This window comes from Paenarthrobacter sp. GQ52 (assembly GCF_059759005.1).
Map to the genome: position 1 here is coordinate 136,063 of NZ_JCAXEJ010000006.1, position 21,324 is coordinate 157,386.

The 21,324-nt window shown below is 63.1% G+C and carries 24 protein-coding genes, 1 tRNA gene and 1 pseudogene; 12 read left to right on the plus strand and 14 right to left on the minus strand.

Translation table 11 applies throughout. The features are described from left to right. Nucleotides 1–17 precede the first annotated feature (17 nt). Entirely contained in the window at nucleotides 18–467 is a 450-nt protein-coding gene (locus tag AC6CH8_RS10555) for an SRPBCC family protein (protein ID WP_498190403.1), read from the minus strand. A 78-nt stretch (nucleotides 468–545) separates the two neighbouring features. Next, the gene (locus AC6CH8_RS10560) at nucleotides 546–839 is read right to left on the minus strand and encodes a DUF4287 domain-containing protein (RefSeq protein WP_474661826.1); all 294 of its coding nucleotides are present in this window, start codon (nucleotides 837–839) and stop codon (nucleotides 546–548) included. 442 nt (nucleotides 840–1,281) lie between these two features. Here AC6CH8_RS10560 and AC6CH8_RS10565 point away from each other — a divergent pair, with 442 nt between their 5' ends. Then, entirely contained in the window at nucleotides 1,282–2,160 is an 879-nt protein-coding gene (locus tag AC6CH8_RS10565) for a hypothetical protein (RefSeq protein ID WP_498190405.1), read from the plus strand. A gap of 5 nt (nucleotides 2,161–2,165) precedes the next feature. Here AC6CH8_RS10565 and AC6CH8_RS10570 read toward each other — a convergent pair whose 3' ends face one another. From AC6CH8_RS10570 to AC6CH8_RS10585, 4 genes are read right to left on the minus strand one after another with little or no spacing between them, the layout of a single operon-like run. Further along, complete coding sequence (locus tag AC6CH8_RS10570) at nucleotides 2,166–3,065, minus strand: diacylglycerol/lipid kinase family protein (RefSeq protein ID WP_498190406.1); 900 nt, start codon at nucleotides 3,063–3,065, stop codon at nucleotides 2,166–2,168. A gap of 32 nt (nucleotides 3,066–3,097) precedes the next feature. Beyond that, a complete protein-coding gene (locus AC6CH8_RS10575) occupies nucleotides 3,098–3,853 on the minus strand; it encodes a class I SAM-dependent methyltransferase (protein ID WP_091464166.1) in 756 nt (251 codons plus the stop codon). Beyond that, on the minus strand, nucleotides 3,853–4,212 hold the full coding sequence (locus AC6CH8_RS10580) for an iron chaperone (protein ID WP_364308565.1): 360 nt from the start codon (nucleotides 4,210–4,212) through the stop codon (nucleotides 3,853–3,855). Before AC6CH8_RS10580 ends, AC6CH8_RS10575 begins: the two co-directional genes overlap by 1 nt. Before the next feature lie 26 nt (nucleotides 4,213–4,238). Further along, complete coding sequence (locus AC6CH8_RS10585; RefSeq protein WP_364308566.1) at nucleotides 4,239–5,030, minus strand: IclR family transcriptional regulator; 792 nt, start codon at nucleotides 5,028–5,030, stop codon at nucleotides 4,239–4,241. 58 nt (nucleotides 5,031–5,088) lie between these two features. Here AC6CH8_RS10585 and AC6CH8_RS10590 point away from each other — a divergent pair, with 58 nt between their 5' ends. Both AC6CH8_RS10590 and AC6CH8_RS10595 read left to right on the plus strand, forming a co-directional pair. Then, on the plus strand, nucleotides 5,089–5,766 hold the full coding sequence (locus tag AC6CH8_RS10590) for an ABC transporter ATP-binding protein (protein ID WP_498190409.1): 678 nt from the start codon (nucleotides 5,089–5,091) through the stop codon (nucleotides 5,764–5,766). Then, on the plus strand, nucleotides 5,753–7,300 hold the full coding sequence (locus AC6CH8_RS10595) for a DUF6297 family protein (protein WP_498190411.1): 1,548 nt from the start codon (nucleotides 5,753–5,755) through the stop codon (nucleotides 7,298–7,300). The genes AC6CH8_RS10590 and AC6CH8_RS10595 overlap by 14 nt, the downstream gene beginning before the upstream one ends. Before the next feature lie 32 nt (nucleotides 7,301–7,332). Here the strand turns inward: AC6CH8_RS10595 and AC6CH8_RS10600 are convergent. Beyond that, a pseudogene (locus AC6CH8_RS10600) lies at nucleotides 7,333–7,422 on the minus strand (phenazine biosynthesis protein PhzF); the annotation flags it as partial. Between the two features lie 47 nt (nucleotides 7,423–7,469). Between AC6CH8_RS10600 and AC6CH8_RS10605 the strand changes: the two are divergent. Further along, nucleotides 7,470–7,892 (plus strand): DUF1801 domain-containing protein, encoded by a 423-nt coding sequence (locus tag AC6CH8_RS10605; protein WP_498190413.1) that lies wholly within the window; start codon nucleotides 7,470–7,472, stop codon nucleotides 7,890–7,892. 129 nt (nucleotides 7,893–8,021) lie between these two features. Here AC6CH8_RS10605 and rplI read toward each other — a convergent pair whose 3' ends face one another. The 4 genes from rplI to rpsF all read right to left on the minus strand — a co-directional run bounded on the left by rplI (nucleotide 8,022) and on the right by rpsF (nucleotide 9,798). Continuing rightward, the gene (gene rplI, locus AC6CH8_RS10610; protein ID WP_024818808.1) at nucleotides 8,022–8,474 is read right to left on the minus strand and encodes a 50S ribosomal protein L9; all 453 of its coding nucleotides are present in this window, start codon (nucleotides 8,472–8,474) and stop codon (nucleotides 8,022–8,024) included. 18 nt (nucleotides 8,475–8,492) lie between these two features. Continuing rightward, the gene (rpsR, locus tag AC6CH8_RS10615) at nucleotides 8,493–8,732 is read right to left on the minus strand and encodes a 30S ribosomal protein S18 (RefSeq protein ID WP_003800144.1); all 240 of its coding nucleotides are present in this window, start codon (nucleotides 8,730–8,732) and stop codon (nucleotides 8,493–8,495) included. A gap of 128 nt (nucleotides 8,733–8,860) precedes the next feature. Then, nucleotides 8,861–9,442 carry a single-stranded DNA-binding protein gene (locus AC6CH8_RS10620; protein WP_011776754.1) on the minus strand — a complete coding sequence of 194 codons (582 nt, stop codon included), beginning with the start codon at nucleotides 9,440–9,442 and terminating at the stop codon, nucleotides 8,861–8,863. 50 nt (nucleotides 9,443–9,492) lie between these two features. After that, entirely contained in the window at nucleotides 9,493–9,798 is a 306-nt protein-coding gene (gene rpsF / locus AC6CH8_RS10625; RefSeq protein ID WP_011776755.1) for a 30S ribosomal protein S6, read from the minus strand. A gap of 364 nt (nucleotides 9,799–10,162) precedes the next feature. On the opposite strand from rpsF, the gene AC6CH8_RS10630 reads away from it, so the two are divergent. The 3 genes from AC6CH8_RS10630 to AC6CH8_RS10640 are packed head-to-tail and all read left to right on the plus strand — an operon-like array spanning nucleotide 10,163 to nucleotide 13,542. Then, nucleotides 10,163–10,423: a hypothetical protein gene (locus AC6CH8_RS10630; protein WP_420179498.1), complete on the plus strand. Its 261-nt coding sequence runs from the start codon at nucleotides 10,163–10,165 to the stop codon at nucleotides 10,421–10,423. 57 nt (nucleotides 10,424–10,480) lie between these two features. After that, nucleotides 10,481–13,207 (plus strand): DNA methyltransferase, encoded by a 2,727-nt coding sequence (locus AC6CH8_RS10635; RefSeq protein ID WP_498190417.1) that lies wholly within the window; start codon nucleotides 10,481–10,483, stop codon nucleotides 13,205–13,207. Beyond that, entirely contained in the window at nucleotides 13,204–13,542 is a 339-nt protein-coding gene (locus AC6CH8_RS10640) for a YnfA family protein (protein ID WP_498190419.1), read from the plus strand. Before AC6CH8_RS10635 ends, AC6CH8_RS10640 begins: the two co-directional genes overlap by 4 nt. Nucleotides 13,543–13,568: 26 nt before the next feature. Here AC6CH8_RS10640 and AC6CH8_RS10645 read toward each other — a convergent pair whose 3' ends face one another. Together AC6CH8_RS10645 and AC6CH8_RS10650 are read right to left on the minus strand one after the other, a co-directional pair. Further along, nucleotides 13,569–14,300: a hypothetical protein gene (locus tag AC6CH8_RS10645; RefSeq protein ID WP_498190421.1), complete on the minus strand. Its 732-nt coding sequence runs from the start codon at nucleotides 14,298–14,300 to the stop codon at nucleotides 13,569–13,571. A gap of 13 nt (nucleotides 14,301–14,313) precedes the next feature. Then, on the minus strand, nucleotides 14,314–15,480 hold the full coding sequence (locus AC6CH8_RS10650; protein ID WP_498190422.1) for a PA2928 family protein: 1,167 nt from the start codon (nucleotides 15,478–15,480) through the stop codon (nucleotides 14,314–14,316). Nucleotides 15,481–15,583: 103 nt separating this feature from the next. On the opposite strand from AC6CH8_RS10650, the gene AC6CH8_RS10655 reads away from it, so the two are divergent. The 4 genes from AC6CH8_RS10655 to AC6CH8_RS10670 are packed head-to-tail and all read left to right on the plus strand — an operon-like array spanning nucleotide 15,584 to nucleotide 20,815. Beyond that, nucleotides 15,584–16,852, plus strand: coding sequence for a hypothetical protein (locus tag AC6CH8_RS10655; protein ID WP_498190424.1), 1,269 nt, complete (start codon nucleotides 15,584–15,586; stop codon nucleotides 16,850–16,852). Further along, the gene (locus AC6CH8_RS10660; RefSeq protein WP_498190426.1) at nucleotides 16,849–17,958 is read left to right on the plus strand and encodes a hypothetical protein; all 1,110 of its coding nucleotides are present in this window, start codon (nucleotides 16,849–16,851) and stop codon (nucleotides 17,956–17,958) included. The genes AC6CH8_RS10655 and AC6CH8_RS10660 overlap by 4 nt, the downstream gene beginning before the upstream one ends. Further along, entirely contained in the window at nucleotides 17,955–19,562 is a 1,608-nt protein-coding gene (locus tag AC6CH8_RS10665) for a tetratricopeptide repeat protein (protein ID WP_498190428.1), read from the plus strand. Before AC6CH8_RS10660 ends, AC6CH8_RS10665 begins: the two co-directional genes overlap by 4 nt. A 5-nt stretch (nucleotides 19,563–19,567) precedes the next feature. Further along, nucleotides 19,568–20,815, plus strand: coding sequence for a CHAT domain-containing protein (locus AC6CH8_RS10670; protein WP_498190430.1), 1,248 nt, complete (start codon nucleotides 19,568–19,570; stop codon nucleotides 20,813–20,815). 122 nt (nucleotides 20,816–20,937) lie between these two features. Here the strand turns inward: AC6CH8_RS10670 and AC6CH8_RS10675 are convergent. Beyond that, nucleotides 20,938–21,020, minus strand: a tRNA-Leu gene (locus AC6CH8_RS10675). A 118-nt stretch (nucleotides 21,021–21,138) separates the two neighbouring features. Here AC6CH8_RS10675 and AC6CH8_RS10680 point away from each other — a divergent pair. Then, nucleotides 21,139–21,285 carry a hypothetical protein gene (locus tag AC6CH8_RS10680; protein WP_179017997.1) on the plus strand — a complete coding sequence of 49 codons (147 nt, stop codon included), beginning with the start codon at nucleotides 21,139–21,141 and terminating at the stop codon, nucleotides 21,283–21,285. Nucleotides 21,286–21,324 lie beyond the last annotated feature (39 nt).

Here is a 21,324-nt window from a genome sequence, read left to right on the forward strand (position 1 = left end):
GGCTCTCGCTTCTGCCTTTAGTTGTTCCGGCCAGCCCCGCCCGCAGCCATGAGTTCAAGGCGCCTGAGGGTCTCACGGTTTCGTACGGAAATCACGGGATCCCGCAGGGCTTTGGGCACCACTTTTCCTGGCCCACGCACGGCATCCTCGGCAATGGAGACGCGGCATTGATGGCCTCCGAGGTCCTCGAGGGTGATCAGCACCTTTGCCTCGCCCAAGGGCCACCCCCTGGCGAGAAGCTCCAACTTTTGGCCAGGTTCCATGCTTGTCACCCGGGTACTGTCATCTATGAGAAAAGGCCAAGAGCCCACGGAATGGTGCAACTTTGCGCCAACCTGCGGCCACTGCTCATCCACGGCGCGGATTCTTGAGGCACCCACAACCCAGCCGGAATAGAGCCAACCATCCTCGATGACCTTCCAGATGTCAGCGGCAGGGGATTTGAACAGCTGCGTCACGGTAGACATGGCATCCTCTCAGCGTGCACATCATGAAATGGCTTGACACTAAGCTAAGCATGCTTAGTGGTGGCTCGCCAGCACGTTTCAGGGAGTTGGTTTGCTGGCCTTGCCATCCAGCCAGAGCGTGTCCGAATCGTCTCGGTGGGTCCCGTCCGATCCCACGTGCTTGCTGTCGATCTTTGGCCCCTTCTTGATGACGTGCACCAAAGCCATGCCGTGGCCACGGCCAAGATCGTAGTCAGCCTTGAGCCATTCAAGGATGATCCCGGCTTTAACCGATGGGTCGTTGAATCCCTTGGTTTCCGCAATTTCAACCAGTTGCCGCGGTGTGAGCCCGGTTTTGTCTTCAATAGCGTCGAGGTAAGCCTGGAATGACATCAGTGTCGCCTTTCGCTTATTAACTTCATGGGCGGAATTCGAAGAAACGCGTGAGCCACATCTTACTGGCACCAACCCTCCGGCCTGGGGGCTTTGATGCACGGCTCGCTAAGGTAGGACCCAATAAGGCATCAGCGTCACAGAGAAGGATGACCGATGGATCAGAGCATTGCATTGCTGGCGTGCCTAGGCTGTTTGCTCCTGGTCATGGTGACCGTTTTCATCTTGAACATGATCTGGCAGCGCAGGCATCGGCGGACGCGGCCGCCACGGCACCAGGGAGTGGCAAAATCCCAGCGCGGCCGGATCTATAAGAACCCGCCACCCACGAATCACAGTGCGGACCAGTTCAGCGGCTGGCCGTGATTCGAGCAATTCACCCGTTACCCTGAAGTGCCTTGCTCAGGTAACGCGCCGCTTGCCACGGACCTACACTGATGGCATGACTAGCCAGCGGTGGCATTCTTTCGCGGCGGGTATGGCCGCTGTGACATTGCCCCTCCTGGCCGGATGCGACTCGGGCGTTTCAGCCTCTGAGCCCACCACCGCAACTGCACAGCCCATCACCGTGGAGGTCAACCAATCAAGGGACCAATACGGCAAGCAAGCCATCCAAATACAGCTCACCAACACCACAGACACGCCCCTCACAGTGACCAGCGCCCGGCTCCACTCTCCCCTATTTGAAGGAGACATATCCTGGCAGCCGTCTGCGGGCAGCCTTGAGTTACCACCCCGTCAGCCCAAGAGCCTTCCTGCTGATTTGCCTCCGGCCTCCTGCGGAAGATCAGAGGGCGAGTCACTGGAACTCGAGGCCACGGTCGGCTACGCAGCGCCGGGCAAGGATCCTGTGGAGGAGAACACCAGCGCCTCAGATCCCTTCGGCGTCCTGGCCAGGAACGCCGGCGAGCTATGCATTGCAGGGGAAGCAGCCGCCGTCGCAACCATAGTCTTGGACCCGCGACTTGAGGTGGCTGCGGACGGTCGCACCGCCGTCGTACGCCTAATCATCACGCCAGCCACGCCGGGAACTGACGCGCAAAGCCTCACTATTGAGGCGATCGACGAAACCACGTTACTGGCCCAATCCCCCGCTGCCCCCTGGCCCGGGAACGTCCTCCTGGGCACGGCCAAGCAAGAGCTGCCACTGACCATCCGGCCCGCCCGTTGTGATCCGCATGCTGTAGCGGAAGACAAGGTGGGGACCCTCCTGCCTTTGAGAATCAAGGTGGGAGAACGGCAGGGTCTGCTGAAGATCGCGGCACCGGACGAACTGCGAGGCCGGATCTACGACTTCGTCACCACGTCCTGCGCCAGCTAACGGGCCTAACCGAGGGTAGCCAAGGCACGGGGAGCGCACTCCACTTTGACCTTGACGTTGGCTTCAACGGACTTCACTTCGCCGTCCATTTGGTACGGCAACGGTTTGAGCGTGGTGAATTCGTAGCTGCTCACACTCGGCTGATCGCCCAGCCCTTGCGTGGTGGCTTTCAATGCCGTCAGGAGGGTGCGCCATTTAGGCATGTGCGGGAAGACGATCACCTCGAATTTCCCATCAGAGGGGTGGTCCTCCGCTTCGCTCAACGTGGCGTACTTGGCCATTTCATTGATGTTGGCGAAGACAAGACTGTCGAACTTTCGGCGCTTCCCGTCAGCCAAGCGGATGCCAAAAGGCTCGAACTTGGAGAAGGTCTGAATAACAGTGACCATTTCCTTGAGAGCACCTTTGCTGCCCTTTTCGAGTTCAGTAGCAACCACCGGGGTGAGGCCGAATCCGATATAAGAGTGGGCGTATTCAAGAGGCTCATTCTCTTTTTGGCCTGTGTGAATCCGGAGAAGGTCAATGTTGTGGACACGGCCCTCCGCGATGGCCTCTTCCAAAGGTTTAGTCGCGATGATCCGGCTATGGTCGTTCGCATTGCCGGCGGCCCTGACCGCGCAGACGGCACTCGGGTTGGCCGCCTGCATCACACCGTTGACCACCTCGTTGTAGCCGCCATCGCCGCTCACCGAGACCACCAGGACGTCGCCGCCCTTTGAAGCCGCTTCGCGTGCCAGGTCCACCGCATGCCCGGCGTGCTCCGTGGGCTGAAGGGTGATTTCGGGCTGATACGTCAGCATCTCCTTCAGCCTGTCGTGCAGTTGCTGCGCCAGCTCAGGCGCATCCCCGGTGCTGTTGGGATTGAAGATAATGACAATCGACTCAAAAGTCCGTGCAGAATCCATGCGTGCTCCTCCTAGTTGCGCCCGCTTAACTTCTACCCAATGCGCTGGGCGTCAATCAGGTGCCGGGTGGAGTGAGCGATGAAGGGGCGGCCAGCTCTCATTTGTTCGTCCAGCTCCTTGAGTTTGTCACGATAGCCCTCAACGGAGAAGTCGGGGACCCACCACACGCATTTACGCAGGATCCACACCACGGCGCCAACGTCGAAGAACTCCATGCGGCACCTGGCCGTCCGGAGGTCTGTGACGGTCAGGCCGGCAGCTTCCGCAGCGGTTGACTCGGCCTGCGGGTCGCGGCCCTTCCGCTGTACCGGCAGCGGACCGAGGAAGTGCTCAATGAGTTCAAACGCCGACGCCGGGCCAACATGTTGGGCGAAATAGTGGCCACCAGGGGCCAACACGCGGTGGATTTCATTCCAGTCCGGCCGAACGGGGTGCCGGGCTGTGACCAATTCAAAGGAGTGGTCAGGGAACGGCAACGGTGCATCGGTGGTTGCTTCCACGACCTCCACGCCGCGTGGACCGAGCCTTTCAGCAGCCCGCCGGGCGTTGGGCGGCCATCCCTCGGTGGCCACCATCCGTTCGGGAAACTTTCCTGCCTCGGAAAGCACCTCTCCCCCACCGGTATCAAGATCCAATGCACTCCGGACGGAGGCAAGACGCCCGGCAAGCATCTTCGCGAACCCCCAAGGCGGCCTTTCTTCGGTGGCCCTCCCCTCCAGCCAATGGAACCCCCACCCGGTCACATCCGCTTCGGCAGCCTCGTTCACCAGGGTTTCGAAGTCCCTCATCAGTGCCCCATCTTTTTCTCTGCCGCGAGCTGGGCAGCAACTTTAGCGATCAAATCCAAAGGAATTTCCTTGGCCAGCGGAAATTTCAGGGTCCCCTTGCCTGACAGGTACGGGGCCAGTTCCGTAGCTAGGCCTTCATCACCCCGAGGGACCGGATAGACAGAGATGTGGTGCGCCCAAGCAGCGAAATACACCACGTAGTGCCCGCCAATGGTGATGGTGGGAATGCCGTAGCTGATCATCTCCCCGGCATCCGGCACGGCAGCGTGGATGGTTCGGCGGATTTCATGGAGGACCTGCTGAGTGGCCGCCGGCTGGACGGAGATATACGCGTCCACTGTTAGGGACTTCTCAGGCATCGTCATTCTCCCTAGGGTTTGAGGATTCAGCTCTCGCCGGGGAACCGGCCACCGATGAGCCTGGTCATGTGCTCGGCTGTAGCGAGAAGGGGTTCCACCCAGGCCTCGCACGTCTCCAGCGGCATCCGAAGAGTCGGTCCGCTGATGGTTACGGCTCCCACCAAGCCGGCGGCTGAATCGAAAACAGGCGCAGAAAGGCCTGACGCGCCGTCTTCCCTCTCGCCCACAGTGATCGCGAACCCGTCCGCATGGGTCTTCTTTACCGCGGCTTCCAGTTCCTCAGAGCTGGTGATGGTGTAGTCGGTGATGGACTCCAAGGGATCCCGCAGGACAGCCTCCATCAGTTCAGGAGACCATGCGAGCAGAACCCTGCCTGCAGAACCTGCATGAAGCGGGACAATCTTGCCCAAGTGCATTTCGCGGCGCAGAGCGTGATGGGTATCGGCCATGGCGACACAAACCCGGTAGTGCTGCTCGGCTTTGAAGAAGCATGCGGTCTCGCCGGTGGTGTCGCGCAGGGTCTTGAGCAGCGGACTCAGGATGTCCACAACCTCCATCCCCCGGGTTGCGGGCGCGGCCCAGTACGCCATCCGCATTCCGATGCGGTAGGCGTCCCCCTCGCGGTCAAGGAAGCCCTGGGAGGTCAGATTCGTGACCAGTCGCTGCACCGTGGACGTGGGCATGCCGGTGAACTCACGGATGTCAGCCAACTGAAGCACCGGCTTGGACAAGGAAAAGGCATCCAGGATCGACGTGATTTTGCCCAGGACAAGCAAAGGGTTGCCGTTGGCCCTCGCGGAAGCATCGGATGCTGACATATGACTCACGCTAAACGGTGCAGCGGGGTCGCGCCAATCCCGCGGGTAGGGTTGCACCATGGGGACAGTTTTGGAGGCCGAAGGCCTGTTGGTCGGCTATGCCGGAGCTCCGGTCTGCGGGGAAGTTTCCGCATCGGTGGACGCGGGCGAAGTCTTGGGAATCGTCGGCGTCAACGGCGCAGGAAAGTCCACGGTAGCCCGGACCATCGCGGGGCGGCAGGCGTCCCTGTCCGGCGATGTGAAGGTCCACGGCCTCCTCATCGATCCGGACGCCGTGCCGTTCCGCCGGCAAGTCTCCGCCGTTTTCGACGACGACCTCTTCTTCCCATCCCTTACCGTCCGCGAGCACTTGCTCCTCATCGCCCGCGGGCACTCCCTGGATGACCCCGAAGCGCGCGTTGAGGAAGAACTGGAATTCTTCGGGCTCCAGGGCAGGGCCCACGCCATCCCCGATGCCTTGTCTTCCGGCCAACGCCGCAGGTTGCTGCTTGCCGCTGGACTTATCCGGCCGTCATCGCTGCTGATCCTGGACGAGCCGGAACAGCGGCTTGATCCCCGGATGCGCGTAGCCATTGGCGAAAGGATCGCAGACCATGCAAAGGACGGCGGAGCGGTAGTGCTGGTCACCCATGATCCCCAACTGCTGCTCGCCACGGCTTCCACCTGTTTGGTCATTGACGAGGAAGTCCGGGAGTTCGATCCGGAGCAGGGGGCCTCGATCATTGCCGGGTCCTGACATACTCGCCCTCGAACGATCCCCGCAGAATCGGGAGCTGGCCTCTGAGATTGTCCGATTCACCCGCCGGTCCGCCAGACGCTACAAACGCAGCCGAACCTCGTGGGGAGACCTCGTCGTCGATGCCTACAGCTGGGGACTCGGCATTGGTGTGGCACTGACTATTGCGGCCTCGTTCGTCCTGGCGTTGCGCAACGAAATCGCGGACCGGGCATCAACGGCCAACAGCATCATCCGGGCACCATGGCTCGTCCTGCCGGAATCCCTGCTGTGGACATCCATCACTTTCGCGGCCCTCCTCGTCATCAGCAACCTTGCACGGAAGCTTGGACCGATGACCGTCAACGGCGCAGAGAGCACCTGGTGGCTGATGCTTCCCGTTGACCGCCGCCCCATGGTCCTGCCGCCCTTCGTTCGCAAAGTCGCACTAACTGCAGCTGGCTCGGCCATCATCTACCTTCCCTTCAGCATGGTGACTGCCGTTGACCGCGCGCCCCTCGAACACGTTCTTGGTTCCCTCACCTTCGGTGCGGCCGGCGCTATCGCGGTGGTTCTGGCGGCCGTACAGCAGCTTGGTTTACTGGGCCCCCGGCTAGGCAAGGCGATTGCGGCCACTGTACTTCTTGCGTGCTCCGTCCTTCCAGCGTTGTCTTCCTCCCCGTGGCCAACAGCGCTGGTGTCAGTCGCCGCCGTCGGACTCTTTGCCGTGGTGGTGCCACGCGCCGGTCAGGTGCGGGGTGACGAGCTGGTTCGCGGCGGCGCCGTCGCCGGCCACGCGGGTGCGTCTTTGTTCATGATGGACCCCAACGAGGTGCTTCGAGCACTTGGTGGGAACCGTAAAAGGGTCGACGGCGGCAGGGCAGCCAGGTTCTACGCCCGGCCTTCGCGCGGCGCGCTTCGGGCGCAGATCCGCGCTGATGTGGTCGCTTTTCTGAGGCTCAATCCCCCACTGGTGCCGCCAATTCTGTGGCTCGTTGCCTGTACCGCGATACTGCTCGTGGAAGGCGGGCTGCCCGAGTTCGCACAGTTGGCGGTGATCGTGATCTCCGGATGCGCAACGGCTTCCGGTATGGGGAGTGTGGCCCGCAAGACGGCGCTGGTTCCTGAGCTCGACGCGTTATTGCCGCTGCATCCCGCCCTGGTGAGGTCCAGTCGCGCGCTCATGCCGTGCTTGGCAATGGCTGTGTGGATGGGCGTGCTGAGCGGACTTTTGGTTCTCTTGGGTGCGGCGAATCCCTGGTTGATAGGCGTCGGCGCCCTCGCAGGTGTGGGCATGGGTGCGGGGACGCTCCGGGCAGCCACCAGGACCCCGCCGGACTGGACCGCGCCTCCGGTTGAGACGCCGTTCGGTCCGGTTCCACGTGCTCAGCTGGGCTCACTGATGCGCGGGCTGGACGTGACCATCTTGGCCATGGTCCCCGTGCTGCTCGCCTTGTACCTCGGCTACGTGCCGACGTCTGTTATCACTATTCAGGCGGTCTTCAGCGCCGGCATCTTCCTGGTGGTGGTCCTGTCGCGAGCGAAACGCATCTGACTGGCAATTGCGGCTGCTCGGAGGGCCTCGTTCCGGCCGCTGCCGATCAGCCACTGAGCCGCACCGGCATTGAAACTGCCCCTCACCGGGTCCTCCACCATGGCGTCGCCCGGAATGCTGGCCGATTTTTCTGCTGACGCACCCGTCCCGCGTCTGCCAAACTACCCCTATGGCAGAGAACAAGACCCAGCCCACGGACGTCTCCGTGGAAGAATTCCTGGCCGCAGTGGAACACCCACAGCGACGCGAGGACGGCTTTGAACTGCTGGAAATGATGCGCGACATCACCGGCAAGGAAGCCGTCATGTGGGGGCCGTCGATCGTCGGCTTCGGCAGCTATCACTACAAGTACGACAGCGGCCGCGAAGGCGACGCCGCCGCCGTCGGATTTTCACCGCGCAAGGCCAGCCTGGTGCTCTACGGCCTTACCGAAGGTCCCGACGCAGACCGTCTGCTCCCGGAACTTGGCAAGCACAAGGCCAGTGCCGCGTGCCTTTATGTGAACAAGCTGGACGACGTGGACCGCGACACCCTGGCCGAGATGATCCGCTCCGGGTACAAGCACGTGATGGAGGAGTTCCACACGCCATAATCTCGCGCCGAGATGGCACTTAACCCCCATGTTGAGCGCCAACATTGGTCTTAAGTGCCAACTCGGCGCAAAGAAAAAGACCCCCGCCGCCGGAATCCGGTAGCGGGGGCCTTCAGATGCAGTCAGAGACTACTTGCTGGCTACGACCTCGAGGTCGATGACAGCAGAAACGTCCTCGTGCAGGCGAACGTTAGCCGTGTACGAACCGACAGACTTGATGTGGTTCGGCAGTTCAACGTTGCGCTTGTCGATGGCGCCGAGGCCAGCGGCCTCAACAGCAGCAGCGACATCAGCAGGCTTGACGGTGCCGAAGAGACGACCGGACTCGCCGGCCTTCACCTCGAGCTTGACCTTCTTGGAGGACAGAGCCTGGGCCTGGGCCTGTGCAGCTTCAACAGAAGCGTGCGCACGAGCGGCACGAGCAGCCTTGATGGACTCAACCTGCTTCTCGCCACCCTTGCTCCAGGTCAGAGCGAAGCCGCGGGGCAGCAGGAAGTTACGTGCGTAACCGTCCTTCACCTCGACGACATCGCCAGCAGCACCGAGACCGGTTACTTCGTGGGTCAGAATGAGCTTTGCCATGTTAGTTAATCCCTTCCCTTAGCCGCGGCCAGCGCCGGAGTAAGGCAGCAGAGCAACTTCGCGGGCGTTCTTGATTGCCTGGGCGATCTTGCGCTGTTCCTGAACGGTAACGCCAGTGACGCGACGAGCGCGGATCTTTCCGCGGTCGGAGATGAACTTGCGCAGCAATGCTACGTCCTTGTAGTCGATGACAGTGATGTCAGCGGCCTTCAAGGGGTTGGACTTTGGTTTGGGCTTACGGAGTTCAGCCTTAGCCATCGTGGAGCTCCTATTCTATGGAGCCCGTGGATATTGATCCACGGGATGGTGGTGTTCGACGGCGGTTGTCGCCATGGTGCCTTTCGGCTCTTCCGGCAAGTGTCCGGCGTCGGACGTTTATTTGGTGTTTAGAAGGGAGGTTCGGAATCCGGGCCGTTGCCCCAGCCGCCAGCGTTGCTGACACCGGGCGTAGCCCAAGGGTCATCCTGCTGTTGTGCGGGCTGGTTGCCGCCCCAGGTTCCACCGGAGTTGCCGCCGCCCTGGTTTCCACCAGGAGCGCCGCCTCCGAAGCCACCGGAATTACCGGCGTTACCGCCACCGAAGCCACCCTGGCCACCGCCGGAGCGCTGGGTACGGTTGACCTTGGCGTTTGCGTAACGCAGGCTCGGGCCGATTTCATCGACCTCAAGCTCGATTACGGTGCGCTTCTCGCCTTCTTTAGTTTCGTAAGAACGGCTCTTCAAACGGCCTGAAACGATGACGCGCATACCCTTGGTGAGGGACTCGGCCACGTTCTCGGCTGCTTCGCGCCATACCGATGCGCGGAGGAACAGGGTTTCCCCGTCCTTCCACTCATTGGACTGGCGGTCAAAGGTCCGGGGAGTAGAAGCGATGGTGAAGTTCGCTACTGCTGAGCCAGACGGGGTGAACCGCAGCTCGGGGTCATTGGTGAGATTACCGATGACCGTAATAGTGGTTTCGCCTGCCATCTACTGCCTCCTTGTTCGTTCCTTCGGGGTAAAGATCTGGAAGGGGCTGATTACTCAGCAACGACCTTCTGGTCTTCAGGGCGGATGATCTTGGTGCGCATGATCGTCTCGTTGAGAGACAGCTGGCGATCAAGTTCCTTGGCGGTAGCCGGTGCTGCGGTGAAGTTCACCACGGCGTAGATACCTTCGGACTTCTTCTTGATGTCGTACGCCAGACGGCGACGGCCCCAGATGTCTACCTTTTCGATGGTTCCACCATCGGTGGTGATGACATTGAGGAACTTCTGAAGCGACGACTCTACGGTACGCTCTTCGACCTCGGGGTCGATGATTACCATCAATTCGTAAGGACGCATATGTGAACCCACCTCCTTTGGGCTAAGCGGTTACGGTATTTCCGTAACAGGAGGTTCATTTGCGATGCTGCGTTGGCGCTCCCCGGCCGCAAAACACGGCAAGAGGGCGTAACACAGACTTCAATATCTTAGTGCATCTCCTGCACTCAAAGCTATTCGGCGGGGTAGTCGGCCGGAACCGGTCAGGTTACGTATGTGGATAAACCCGGAATGACCCGAGTGCTTGCCACCCGTTCAGAGCCCATACCCAGCGGCAACTGTGGAAAACCCGACCACAGATGAACTGGTTCTAGTACCCTTGAAAACCAGTACCCTCGCCGGTTCAGCGGTCCGAGGACTCCCATCCAGCACCTCCGGAGGAATCATGGCAAGCAATTCAGCAAGTGCCCACCGTTCCGACGAAGAGGCAGCACACGAGGTTGTCATGAATGGCGTCTCGGACGTGCTCCTGAACATCGAGCACACACTGGCACGTGCCAAGAAGGTGCGCGCCCAAGCCGCTAAGCACGAGGTGGAGGTCAACTCCAAGCTCGCACTCGATGAAGCGATCGAGTCCCTCGAAAAGACTCGTAAGCGCCTGATGCGAGATGCCTACTATCGCCAGGAAGCGCTTCGACTTCTCTAGGCGCAACCACCTCAAAACTGGCCTGATAGGCCTGACCATCAAAAACAGGGGGAATACTTGGCGCGCAGCGGCGAGGAGATTCGAGCAGCACTCATAAAGTTTGCAGCCAAGTGGCGGAGCTACTCCGGGAGCGAGAAGGGCGAAGCCCAAACGTTCCTCAACGAGCTCTTCGAGTGCTACGGGTCCAATCGCCAGACTGCAGGTGCGGTCTTTGAAGACTTCAAGTCGAGCGCAGGGTTTATGGACCTCCACTGGCCAGGGAACCTGATCGTGGAGATGAAGAAGCCCGGCGTCAAAGTGGAGTCGGCCCGGGACCAGATTCACCGGTACTGGCAGGAATCCTCGGATGACACGGCGGACATTCAGGCGGCCCGCTTCGTGGTCATCTGCAATTTCCAGGTGTTCGAAATCTGGGAGCCGGGACGCTTCCCTACCAAACCCAGGCTCACCGTCCCCCTGGCTGACCTTCCGGACAAGTACGATTCTCTGCTGTTCCTCGCGGACACCACCTTGGATCCCGTGTTTGCCGAGCACCACCGAGCCATGTCCAAGGACGCCGCCAAGCACATCGCCGCCCTCTACTTTTCCCTGGCGGATCGCAGTGCGGCCCCCATTGACGAAATTCAACGCTTTACCCTGCAGACAGTCTGGTGCCTCTTCGCTGAGGACCTCGGAATGTTGGATGGCTATCCCCTGCAGACCATCGTGAAGCGGTTGCTGAGCGAACAAGATCCGAACTCCGCGAAGGAAATCGGCTTCCTCTTTCGGGTCCTCAATCAAAAGGGCGATCAGCACAGGAAGGGCGAACTGCACGGAACCCGCTATGTGAACGGCTCCCTGTTCCTGGAGCCAGCCGAGGTGGACCTCACCGTCGACGAACTGCGGATGCTGTCCCAGGCAGCGGAGTTCGACTGGCGTCAAGTGGACCCCACTATCTTCGGTTCCCTCATGGAAGGCGTCCTGGGCGAGGAAAGGCGTGCCGAGCTCGGCGCGCACTACACGCACGAGGCCGACATCATGAAGATCGTCACGCCCACCATCATCCGGCCGTGGCGTGAGCGAATCGACGCCATCACTTCCGTCGCTGGCGGCGTGTCCCTGCTGGACGAACTCTGCGATTTCAAAGTCCTGGACCCCAGCTGCGGCTGCGGCAACTTCCTCTACGTCGCCTACCGCGAAATGCGCGGACTTGAGCAGGAACTCAAGGAGAGGATCACGACGACGGCGGCCACCACGGGCATGCCGGCTCCATCCGGACCGCTGCCCTACTACCCGCTGAACAACCTGCACGGCATCGACATCGAAGGCATCGCGGTGCTCATAGCCCGCCTGACACTGTGGATGGGGCAGCGTCAGATGATCGACCGCTACGGTGCCGCTGAAGATCCACTGCCCTTGGTGGACATGTCCAGTATCCGCCGCGCTGACGCTCTGGCCGCCGAGTGGCCAGAGGTGGACGCGATTGTAGGCAACCCGCCATTCCTGGGCGCTTCATTGCTACGACGCTCATTGGGTGACGACTATCTGGAGTGGCTTGGAAAACGCTTTGGGGTTGGCATCAAGGACTTGTGTGTGTACTGGTTCCGAAGGGCCCAGGACCAGCTGAAACCTGGACAACGCGCTGGGTTGGTAGGAACCAACTCCATCTCACAGAACCTCGGGCGTTCGGCATCGTTGGAGTACGTTATGGCCAACGGCGGTATCATCACCGACGCCATCTCCAGCCAAAAGTGGCCGGGCGAGGCCAAGGTTCACGTGAGCATTGTTAACTGGGTGAAATCCCCCAGCCTGACGCCTGCCGAATTCACTTTGGATGGCTCACCGGCGACGGCAATCAACGCCTCGCTGCGTGACGAGGATCCTCTCGCTTGGACGCCCCAACCCCTGGCAGCCAACAAGTCGCGCTGCTTTGAAGGACCGAGCCCCAAAGCGAAGGGGCTCATTATCGATGAGTCCACAGCCAGGAGCCTCTTGGCCGCTGACGCAGCAAACGTCGACGTAGTGCGCCCCTATCTCACCGCAAGTGACATCACGGATTCGCCTACGCAATCCCCGTCACGATGGGCCATCGACTTCGGACTGCGGCCCCTTGAGAAATGCCTCCCGTACAAAGCTGTGCTGGACATCGTGAGGCGGGATGTGAAGCCCGAACGGGATAAGACCAATGACCGAAGCACCCGTGAACGATGGTGGCTCTTTGGGCGCCCACGTGTTGACATGCGGGATGCTCTGAGGGGGCTGCCACGCTATGCCGCAGTAGCTGGACACGCCAAGAGACTCGACGTTGCATGGTCTGATCAACAGACCCTCGCAAGCAATGCCACCAACGTCTTTGCTTTCGATGACGACTACTCCATGGGTGTCCTCCTCTCCAAGACCCACGATGCCTGGGCCTGGCACCGGTCTTCCACTCTGAAGGGCGACCTCCGCTACACCCCAACCTCTGTCTTCACGACTTTCCCCTGGCCGGACCCCGTCACCCCCACGCAACGCGAGGCTGTCGCCGAACTCAGCCGGGCCGTCGTCGAGCGCCGACAGCAGATCTGCGCGGCGGAAGGGTTCGGCCTGACCAAGCTGTACAACCTCGTGGACGACGGCGCGTACGCAGACCTCAAGAAGCTGCACAAGCAGCTCGACGAGGCAGTTGCAGCCTGCTACGGCTGGCCGAAGGCGGTAGCCCAGGATCCTCGGGAAATCGTCCAGCGCCTTACCCAGCTCAACAAGGAGATCACCGAAGGCGCCCGGAGCTACGAACCCTTCGGGAGAGAACAAGCAGCGCTATGACCGTCCTGAAGTCCATCATCCTGTTCGCCTTGGCCGCCGTTGCGGAGATCGGTGGGGCCTGGCTCATTTGGCAGGCCCTGCGTGAAGGCAAGGCCTGGTGGTGGGCAGGACTGGGCGTCCTGGCCCTGGGGATCTACGGATTCTTTGCCGCTTTCCAGCCCGACGCCCACTTTGGCCGCGTTCTGGCCGCGTACGGTGGCGTGTTCATTGTGGGTTCGCTGGCGTGGGGAATGCTGATGGACGGCTTCCGGCCGGACCGCTGGGACATTATCGGCGCCGCAATCTGCATAGTGGGCGTAGGCGTGATCATGTTTGCTCCGCGACCGGGCGCCTAGCCACAGTGTCTGCCGGGTGTGTCAGTTCAGACTTGGGACCGACGTTTCACAACGACGCGACTCTCGTCTCCCGGCGCGCCCGGGTCGTACCAGACGTCCACGGTTTCGCCGTAGACAATCGGATCGCCCGCCTCGATGATCGCTGCCCGTTTCACGTACCGCTGGTCCCCTGCGCCATCCACGAACGAGTATGTCACCTGCGTCAGGATCCGGCTTGACTCGGAAAAGTGCGTGTAGCCCTGATTCGTGACGGTCCCCAGGGTCCGCGATCCAGTGCGCATCATCTGAGCTGCACTATGGAGGCGGGCCCGTCGCCGGACCCACGAAACAACGCCCAAACTGCCAAGCAGCACAGCTCCCGCCAGCAGCAGCATCACCGTGAGAGTAGCGCGAGGATCGCCGATCAGCTCACTCCTGGAGCGGGCGGCCGATGCCCCGATCGCTGCTCCAAGCAAACTCAGCGCTGAAGGGATTGCCCAACCTGGGAGCGTTGGGTTGCGGGCAACCCGGCTCACCCACGCGACCCAGGACAGCACTACCAGAATCCCGCCGACGGGCAGGAGCGGCATCATCACCGCGAACCGGGTCATGGGCGATTCCGTGAAGTCCGGTTCACCGGCACCGGACATACCCGTGAGTCCAAAGGCGAGAAGAGCACCACCCACGGATGAGGCAATCGCCCACGGAATAAGTTCGCGTAGCGTAGGCAGCTGCCGGGCACGCTCGCGCCTGGCGGCATCCGGATCAACAAGGCTCATACTGGAACCCCTTTCATAGCGGCCAGCCAAAGAAGTTTGTCGCGCCGATGGGGAACGCGCGAATGCTACCGTCCGGTGGCACCACCATGATGATGCCTTTCCCATGCGAACGGTCGGCCGATGCGACGGCGAACGCCACCAGGTTCTCTCCGGAGTAACCGCCGCCAACCGTGTATCCCACCTCGAGTCCGGCCGTGCCCAACACTGCACCAGTGCTGAGATCGACCGTGTCCACCCGGTAAGCGCTGCCCGCAGCGTTCGTCGCGGAGACCACGATGACGTAACCGGAACCACTGCCGGCGGCGAGCTCGGTAATACCGTCCTCCGGGCGGTCCCGTTCGGCCGCGGCCTGACTCCGCCCGCCGTCGAGCACGAAACGAGCCTCGAAGAACTCCATGTCGGCGAGGGTTTGAACTCCCGAGTCGCTGCTCAACTCAAGCCGATCCTTGAGCGCGCCCGTGCTGATGGGCTGGCTGGCGATGGTGGTGCCAGCATCGACACGAGCGGCGGTTGCGTAGTCCGGAAGATCAAGGGCAAACCTGAAATCATCGGCAAGCACTGGGCCCCAGGTGCTGGTGGTCGATTGATCCGCAGGCTCAGCTACGTCTTCTCCGATCGGAATCTGCCACAGCTCGCCCGACTGATCGATCGCCACCACATGACCGCGCTGGGTGTCGACGTCGTACGCGCCCAGCTCCGGGACATACTCGTCACCGAGGCCGTCGATGGAGTCCGGCTGCGCAACGGCAGATCCGTCCGCGAGCGAGCGAATGTACAGCCCATCGCGGCCTGCGACGTAGACCCGCCCCTTGCCTGCGGCGAGCACGCGTACGTCGTTGGAGACCCTCTCGTCGAGCCGGACGTCCCAGACGTGTTCACCGGTGTCAGCGTCTACCGCTGCCAGTCGCGTCTGGAACATGGGCTGGAACATGAGCTGAAACATGCCGCGCGAACTACTGCGGGAGTATGCGGCGACCACCACATCCCTGCCTTCCAGCTTGGTCACGGCGACGGCCTCACTCACCGAGACCTCGGGTTCGGGCGTCACGAGCCAAGAGAGCCCGAAGAACAGCCCGCAGAAGAGGAGCAGTGAGGCGAGCGGTCCGCCGAAGAGGAGGAGCCGAGGCCGCGGGGATCGTGGTGCGGCGGCGGCGCTACCCTGGCTGATGGTACTGAGCATGGCGCCCTCCTCGATCGACCGGCCTGCATCCTTCATACGCGACGATAGGGCGCCGCCTCTGCCTCCCGATCACAGGTTTCGGTGTGCCGATACAGTGGTGAGCGTGAGCATAGTCGCGTCAACCTCCCGGCACCCGGGAATCGGCGTGCCGAGAACCCTCGCTATCGCCGACGCATGGTCCGAGCTCGCGGGCGTCGAACCATTCACCGGGCGCACGGGGTTACCTCTGACCCGCACCGTAAAGCTGGTGATCGATCCACTGGTACTACGCCCAACACTGAACCCGCACCTGGCACCTGCGCTGCTCTCCCATGAGGCCGCTGCAGGGTTGCGGGCGGCTATCAGTGCCGCCGGGCAGGACCTGGCCGCAGCCGCGTCATGGTTCCTGCTGTTGAAGAGAGAGCGGCGTCGAGCGGGCATCACGGAGGGGAACCCGCAAGAACTCTATTTCCAGCGGGCGTACGAACTCGCGCGCCTCCACGGCAGACCAGGTGTGGATGCCGACGGCGTTGCCGCACACACCTTGGCCGGGATCCACGACGGCTCGCGGCTGGCGTTCGCCGATCTGCGCGCCCATCTCTCCGATCCACGCGTCGCCCGCGAGGTGCGCCGCGCGGTCGAACGGGCTTGGGACGCGACCAAGTGCCCGGTGCCTGCCGTCCCTCGGGATCGGGTGATCCGCTTCCTCGATGTCTGTGCACAACAGCACGGTGCCGCTGACGAATTCCGGACACTCGTGAACTCCGAGGCCGGATCGGCGAGTGCCGTGCCACTGATGTACGAAGGCAGGGCGCGCCGCCTCGGCCTGACCGATCTGGACCTCCCGGAGCCGCCGGAACCAGGCGTCTCGGCATCGAAGTCCGCGCTGCCGCCGCCCTTCGACCGATCCATTCTGGAGCGCCTGTTCGCCTCGTATGCCGCGATCGCTTACAGCGGCGCTGATGTGAAGGATCTTCTGGCAGCGGAGATCCAACGATCGGCCGGAGGCTGGCAGCTGGCCGAGGAGTCGAGCCGGGTGCTGCTCCTCGCAGCTTCCCTCGCCACATGCCTTCTGGCACCGGAGGACGACGCTGAAGCAGCGTGGGAAGCACGGACGGACGCGGGCGAGCGTCTGCTCGCGCGCTGGCGTCGCGAGCCATTCGTGCATCGGGCGCTGAGACTGGCTAAGCCCTCGACTGAGACCGCGCACGTCCGGGAGGCCGTCATACGACGGCTTTGGGCACGCCTGCACGGACGTGAGCTGCGAGCCGAGCCAGTGGTCGGAGACGAGGCTTGGCGGCTGATTGACGGCGCCATGCGCTCGGTGATCCTCGATCGCCGAAGTCGGGTGAAAGCCGCTATCGCCCTCAATATTTTGGAGGCGACCGCATGACAGTGCGCGTGACCAGAACGGACGATGGGCTCGTGCTGGGCACCCCGGCAACGCGGCCGGAGTTCAGCGCCATCCTGGAGGCAGCCGGCGCCGTCCTCGTCTGGGATGTCGCCACTGGCGAAGCGCTCCCTGCAGCGATCGTGTGGGATCCGGTTCTCGCCGCGGAATGGGCGTGGCAGATCTACGGGGTGGAGGTAACCACGGCGCTGCTCGCAGTTGATTCGAGTCCGTTCGCGGCCGTGCCGGGTGCGGCGCTCGAGTCGGCCAGAGTGGTGGCCCGCTGTCGGTGGGCGCGGTCGTGGTGGCCGGCATCCCACCGTGCTGCCATACCGGCTCTGGATACAAGGCTGCTGCATCTGCAGGAGGCGGCCGAGGTGGTGGAGCTCGAACATCTGCTGGACGACTCCAACGGGCTTGACGACGAACTGCGGAAGGGCTTGCGCGCCGCGGAGTATCTCGAGAATGAGGTGCCGCCATCGCTGCCAAGCGTAGTCCCGGGACTCATCGAACGTATCCGATCGAGTGCGGATGACCGGTGTATCAGCCTCGATCCGATTCGCGCTGATGCATCCGAGGGCGCGCAGGGCGAATTCGCCCTCGCCGCGGGTGCGACGAAGGCCGCCGACGTCGGGACGGACTCGACACGGCCGATCGCGGCCGGCTCCGCTCCACTGGACCTCTCGCGCGTGGCGCCAGGAACGGCCGATGCGGCCGCGGAAGCACGCTGGAGCATCCACCTCATCGGGGGATCGACCGTTCTCGAAGTGGCGGTCGAGCGGGCTCCAGGACGCGGATCGGAAAGTGCGCCGCAACCGCTCGCGGCCGATTTCGCCGGTATCTCACTCGAACTCGTGCCCAATGCGGCAAGCTTCTCCGGCCGGGCGACGGTACCGGCGGGCATCCTGCTTACGCGCCCCGAGGAGCGCACGCTCACCATCGCCTCGCCGGGCTACGGCGATGGCTGGAGGGTCGACTCAGCAGCGCTCATCGACGCAGCACGGAGGGCACTGGCCCGGGCACTCACCGAGGCAGGCGAAGGCGGCGAAGGCAGCGGGGGCAGCGCGGTCACCACCGTGGCCGAGCGCGAAGCTGCGGTGCTCGCATGAGCGTCTACGAGCCACTCGGACTGCGCGGGCCGGGCGGCGGCTCCGAACGCTGGCAGCATCTTGACGCGATATTCGCCGAGATGACCGCGGCCTACGCATCCGGGGGCGCCACGGCATCTGAACCGGCAGCGCACCGGATCCTCGAAGCGACCCTCATGGATGATGTGGACGCCGCCGGCTTGGACATCCGTGCCCGCGCACTCTCCAATCTGGCCGCAGTCTCCGAGGCGAAGGCGGATCTGGAGAAATCGATCGCACTGGCGACAGAGGCAATCGAACTGTGCAAAAGGGCCGAGGCCGAGCTGGGCTCCGAGCGCCGCACGGTGGACGTGCGGATCGGCTGCCTGATCAACCGTGCCCAGACCAAGGCACTTCGCGGAGACCACGCCGGCGGCTGCGAAGACCTCGCCGCAGCGGAGTCGGCCTTCGACGAAGAGACCCCCGCGCTGCTGAGATTCGGGCTGCACATCACCCGCGCCAACGCGCTGATGTCCATGGAACACTTCCAGGAAGCTGATGCGGAGTTTAGGCGCGCAATCGAGGTAGCCCTCACCCACGAGCCCCGGGTGGCGTCTTTCGGGTACGCGGGGCTGGCCGCTCTCGCGCACCGGACAGGCGATCGAGCCCTGGCGCGCGATCAGATGCGGCTGGCGAGGGAACTGCAAGCGACGGAACCGGCGTCCGCAGCACAGGCCGACGAGAATCTCGCCAGGATGCTGCTCGAACAAGGGGATATTGCTGCGGCCGAAGAGCACTTTGCCGCTGCCGCAGACGGGTATCAGCGCGGAGGCGACCCGCGGCGGGCCGCGGGATGCCTAGTAGGACGCGCCGCCGTGCTTCTTGCCCACGGGAAGCTCATCCCGGCACGTAAACTCGCTCGGCAAGCACTCAGCAATTTCATAGCGCAGGGCGCCATCGCGGCCCAGATCGAGACTCACCTGCTGCTCGGCGACATCCACGCAGGAGGGATGCGCTTCTATGACAGCGACAAGTCCTACCTTCAGGCCCGCACTCTTTGTGAGGCACAGGGGTCAATGCATGAGCTCGCACGCATCGATGTGCGCCGGGCGGGAATCGCCTATGCGGCAGCCTCCGCTGCGATCCGTGCATCCGAGAAGCAGCGCCGTCTTGACGTCGCACTGAATCTGGCCCTGCCGGCGGCTCTGGCAACCGACGCGATGCGCGCGAAATTCGCGCCAGGTCCCGTCCGGGAGCGCTGGGTGACGGAAGTTGCGTCGGTTGCGCTCTCCATTGCGTTGCAGATCATCACAGCGATGCAGCACACCCGGCTCGCAATCGAACTAATCGAGTTCGCAGCGTCATCGTCGACTCTTGAAGCCGGCGGCACGACGGCGGATCAGAAGAGCCTTCCTCTGCTCGCACAGGCGCAGTCACCGTTCGGCCCGGACTTCGCACTCGCTGCGGGCTCCGGAGCAGCTCTCAACGCCACACCGCCCGCAGAGCCGGGTGGCCTCGAACTCAGCCTCCCACCGCGGCTGCGTGGGCTACCCGATGGGAGTGCTGAGTTCCACCTCTGGATTGCGGAGGCCGAAAGGCGTTACCGGCTCCGGATCCGTTCGGACGACGTGATCGACGCGTGGTGAGTGCGATGGAAAGAAACCGGGAACCACAGCCAGACCTCAGCGTGGTGCGTGCCGATTTTGAGGGGCAGCCGCGCGTGCAGCTGAAATTCGTCGACGCCGGCAGCCTCTACCTCACCTGGCGCTGGGAGCACGCCCCAAGCCAACCACGGGCTATCGCCATGCCACGGGAGCTTGTGCAGCCGGCGCTCGATGAGCTCGATGACGCCGTTCCATCGCCGGCAGGGGGTGAGGATGTACGGAGTGCCCTGCAGCGCGCCTTCGCCGGCCCGCTCGGCGATCCTGAGCGGGAAGCTGCACTGTCTTCCAAGCTGGCACAGACGCTGATCCCGTTCGCACTCGCCGCCGAGGTCAACCACCTGCTCGAGCGCGGCCTCCGCCCCCACCTTCGGGTCCAGGTCTCGCCGTCGCTTGGCCGGGTGCCGTGGGAGGCGCTCCTGGTGGACGAGGGGCGCCGGATGGTGCATGAAGCAGACGTGTCGATGCTGCCGCCGGCGGGCGTGCGCAACGCAATCGGACGGAAAGTCTCGGCATACGACCCCGCCGGCGTCGTGGTCGCTGTACTCGACCCAAAGGTACCCGGGGGCGTGCTCGGCCGGGTCCTCCGCGAGGGGGCAGACTCCCCGGTGGTGGAGGTGATCCGGAGACTCGGCGAGCGGCGTCGGGGTACCGAACCGGCGATCGGCGGGACGATCAACCGTGGTGGTCTGCGCAGTCAGCTGGAAAATGCCGTCCGGCTGTTGTACGTCGGCCACGTGTCGAGCGCCCGGCACGGCCTCGACGTGCGGCTGCACCTGTCAGACGGCGCTGACATACCGGGACGTGCCGAGCCCATCGGCGCGCATCGCCCGCTGGCCGCCTCCGACCTGGCATTTGGCTCCAATGGCGAGGGGCCGTGGCGGATGCCCGCGCGGGTGGCGCTCATTGCGTGCGAGTCCGGCGGCGACCAGCGGTTCGCCGAACCGGCGGGCCTTGTCTCGGCCATGGTCAGACGGGGCGCCGAACATGTCACAGCGACCCGCTGGACCCTTCCCACAGACGACGGCCTATCCGCCGTAGCGGGGATTGATGAGCCGGTTTTCGCTTCGACCGTCTCATCGATTGATCACGCTCAAGAGCAGCCGGAGCCCATCGAGGCGCTGGGCGCGTGGCAGCGCGGCCAAGCCGAGCGCTGGGCGGCTACCGGATCCATGGCGCATTCCCCCCTGATGTGGGGTGCGTTCACATCCACCTGGGCGCCGGCACCCGGGCAGTGAACCTGTGGTCGGGAGGACGCTCACGCCGGGAAGCTGGATGTCCTACGGGTGGCGCGCGGAGTGTCCACCTCGTGAAACGGGAGAGCCCCCTGCATCGCAGGCGGCTCTCCCGTTTATTCGTGTGCGCGGAGGGGGACTTGAACCCCCACCCCCTTTCGAGGACTAGCACCTCAAGCTAGCGCGTCTGCCATTCCGCCACCCGCGCAAGGTGATCAGGAGAACGTGTTTCGTTATTCTCCTTGACAGCGTCAAAAACACTAACACGAAGAACGGCAATCCGTGGATTCCTGTCGCCGGGATAGAGTCCCACTAGGGTTGGGGCCATGGATGCCACACCCCTGAACGCCCTGGTCCTGACGGTTGTCTTCTCCGCGATCGCCCTCTATTTCTTGTACTTTGTGATCCGTGCGGGCGTACGTGACGGCATTCTGCAGGCCGACAAGAAACGCAACGACCAAGCCGAACAATAAAGCGAAACGGGACAGCCGCCGTCGAGCATTGACGGCGGC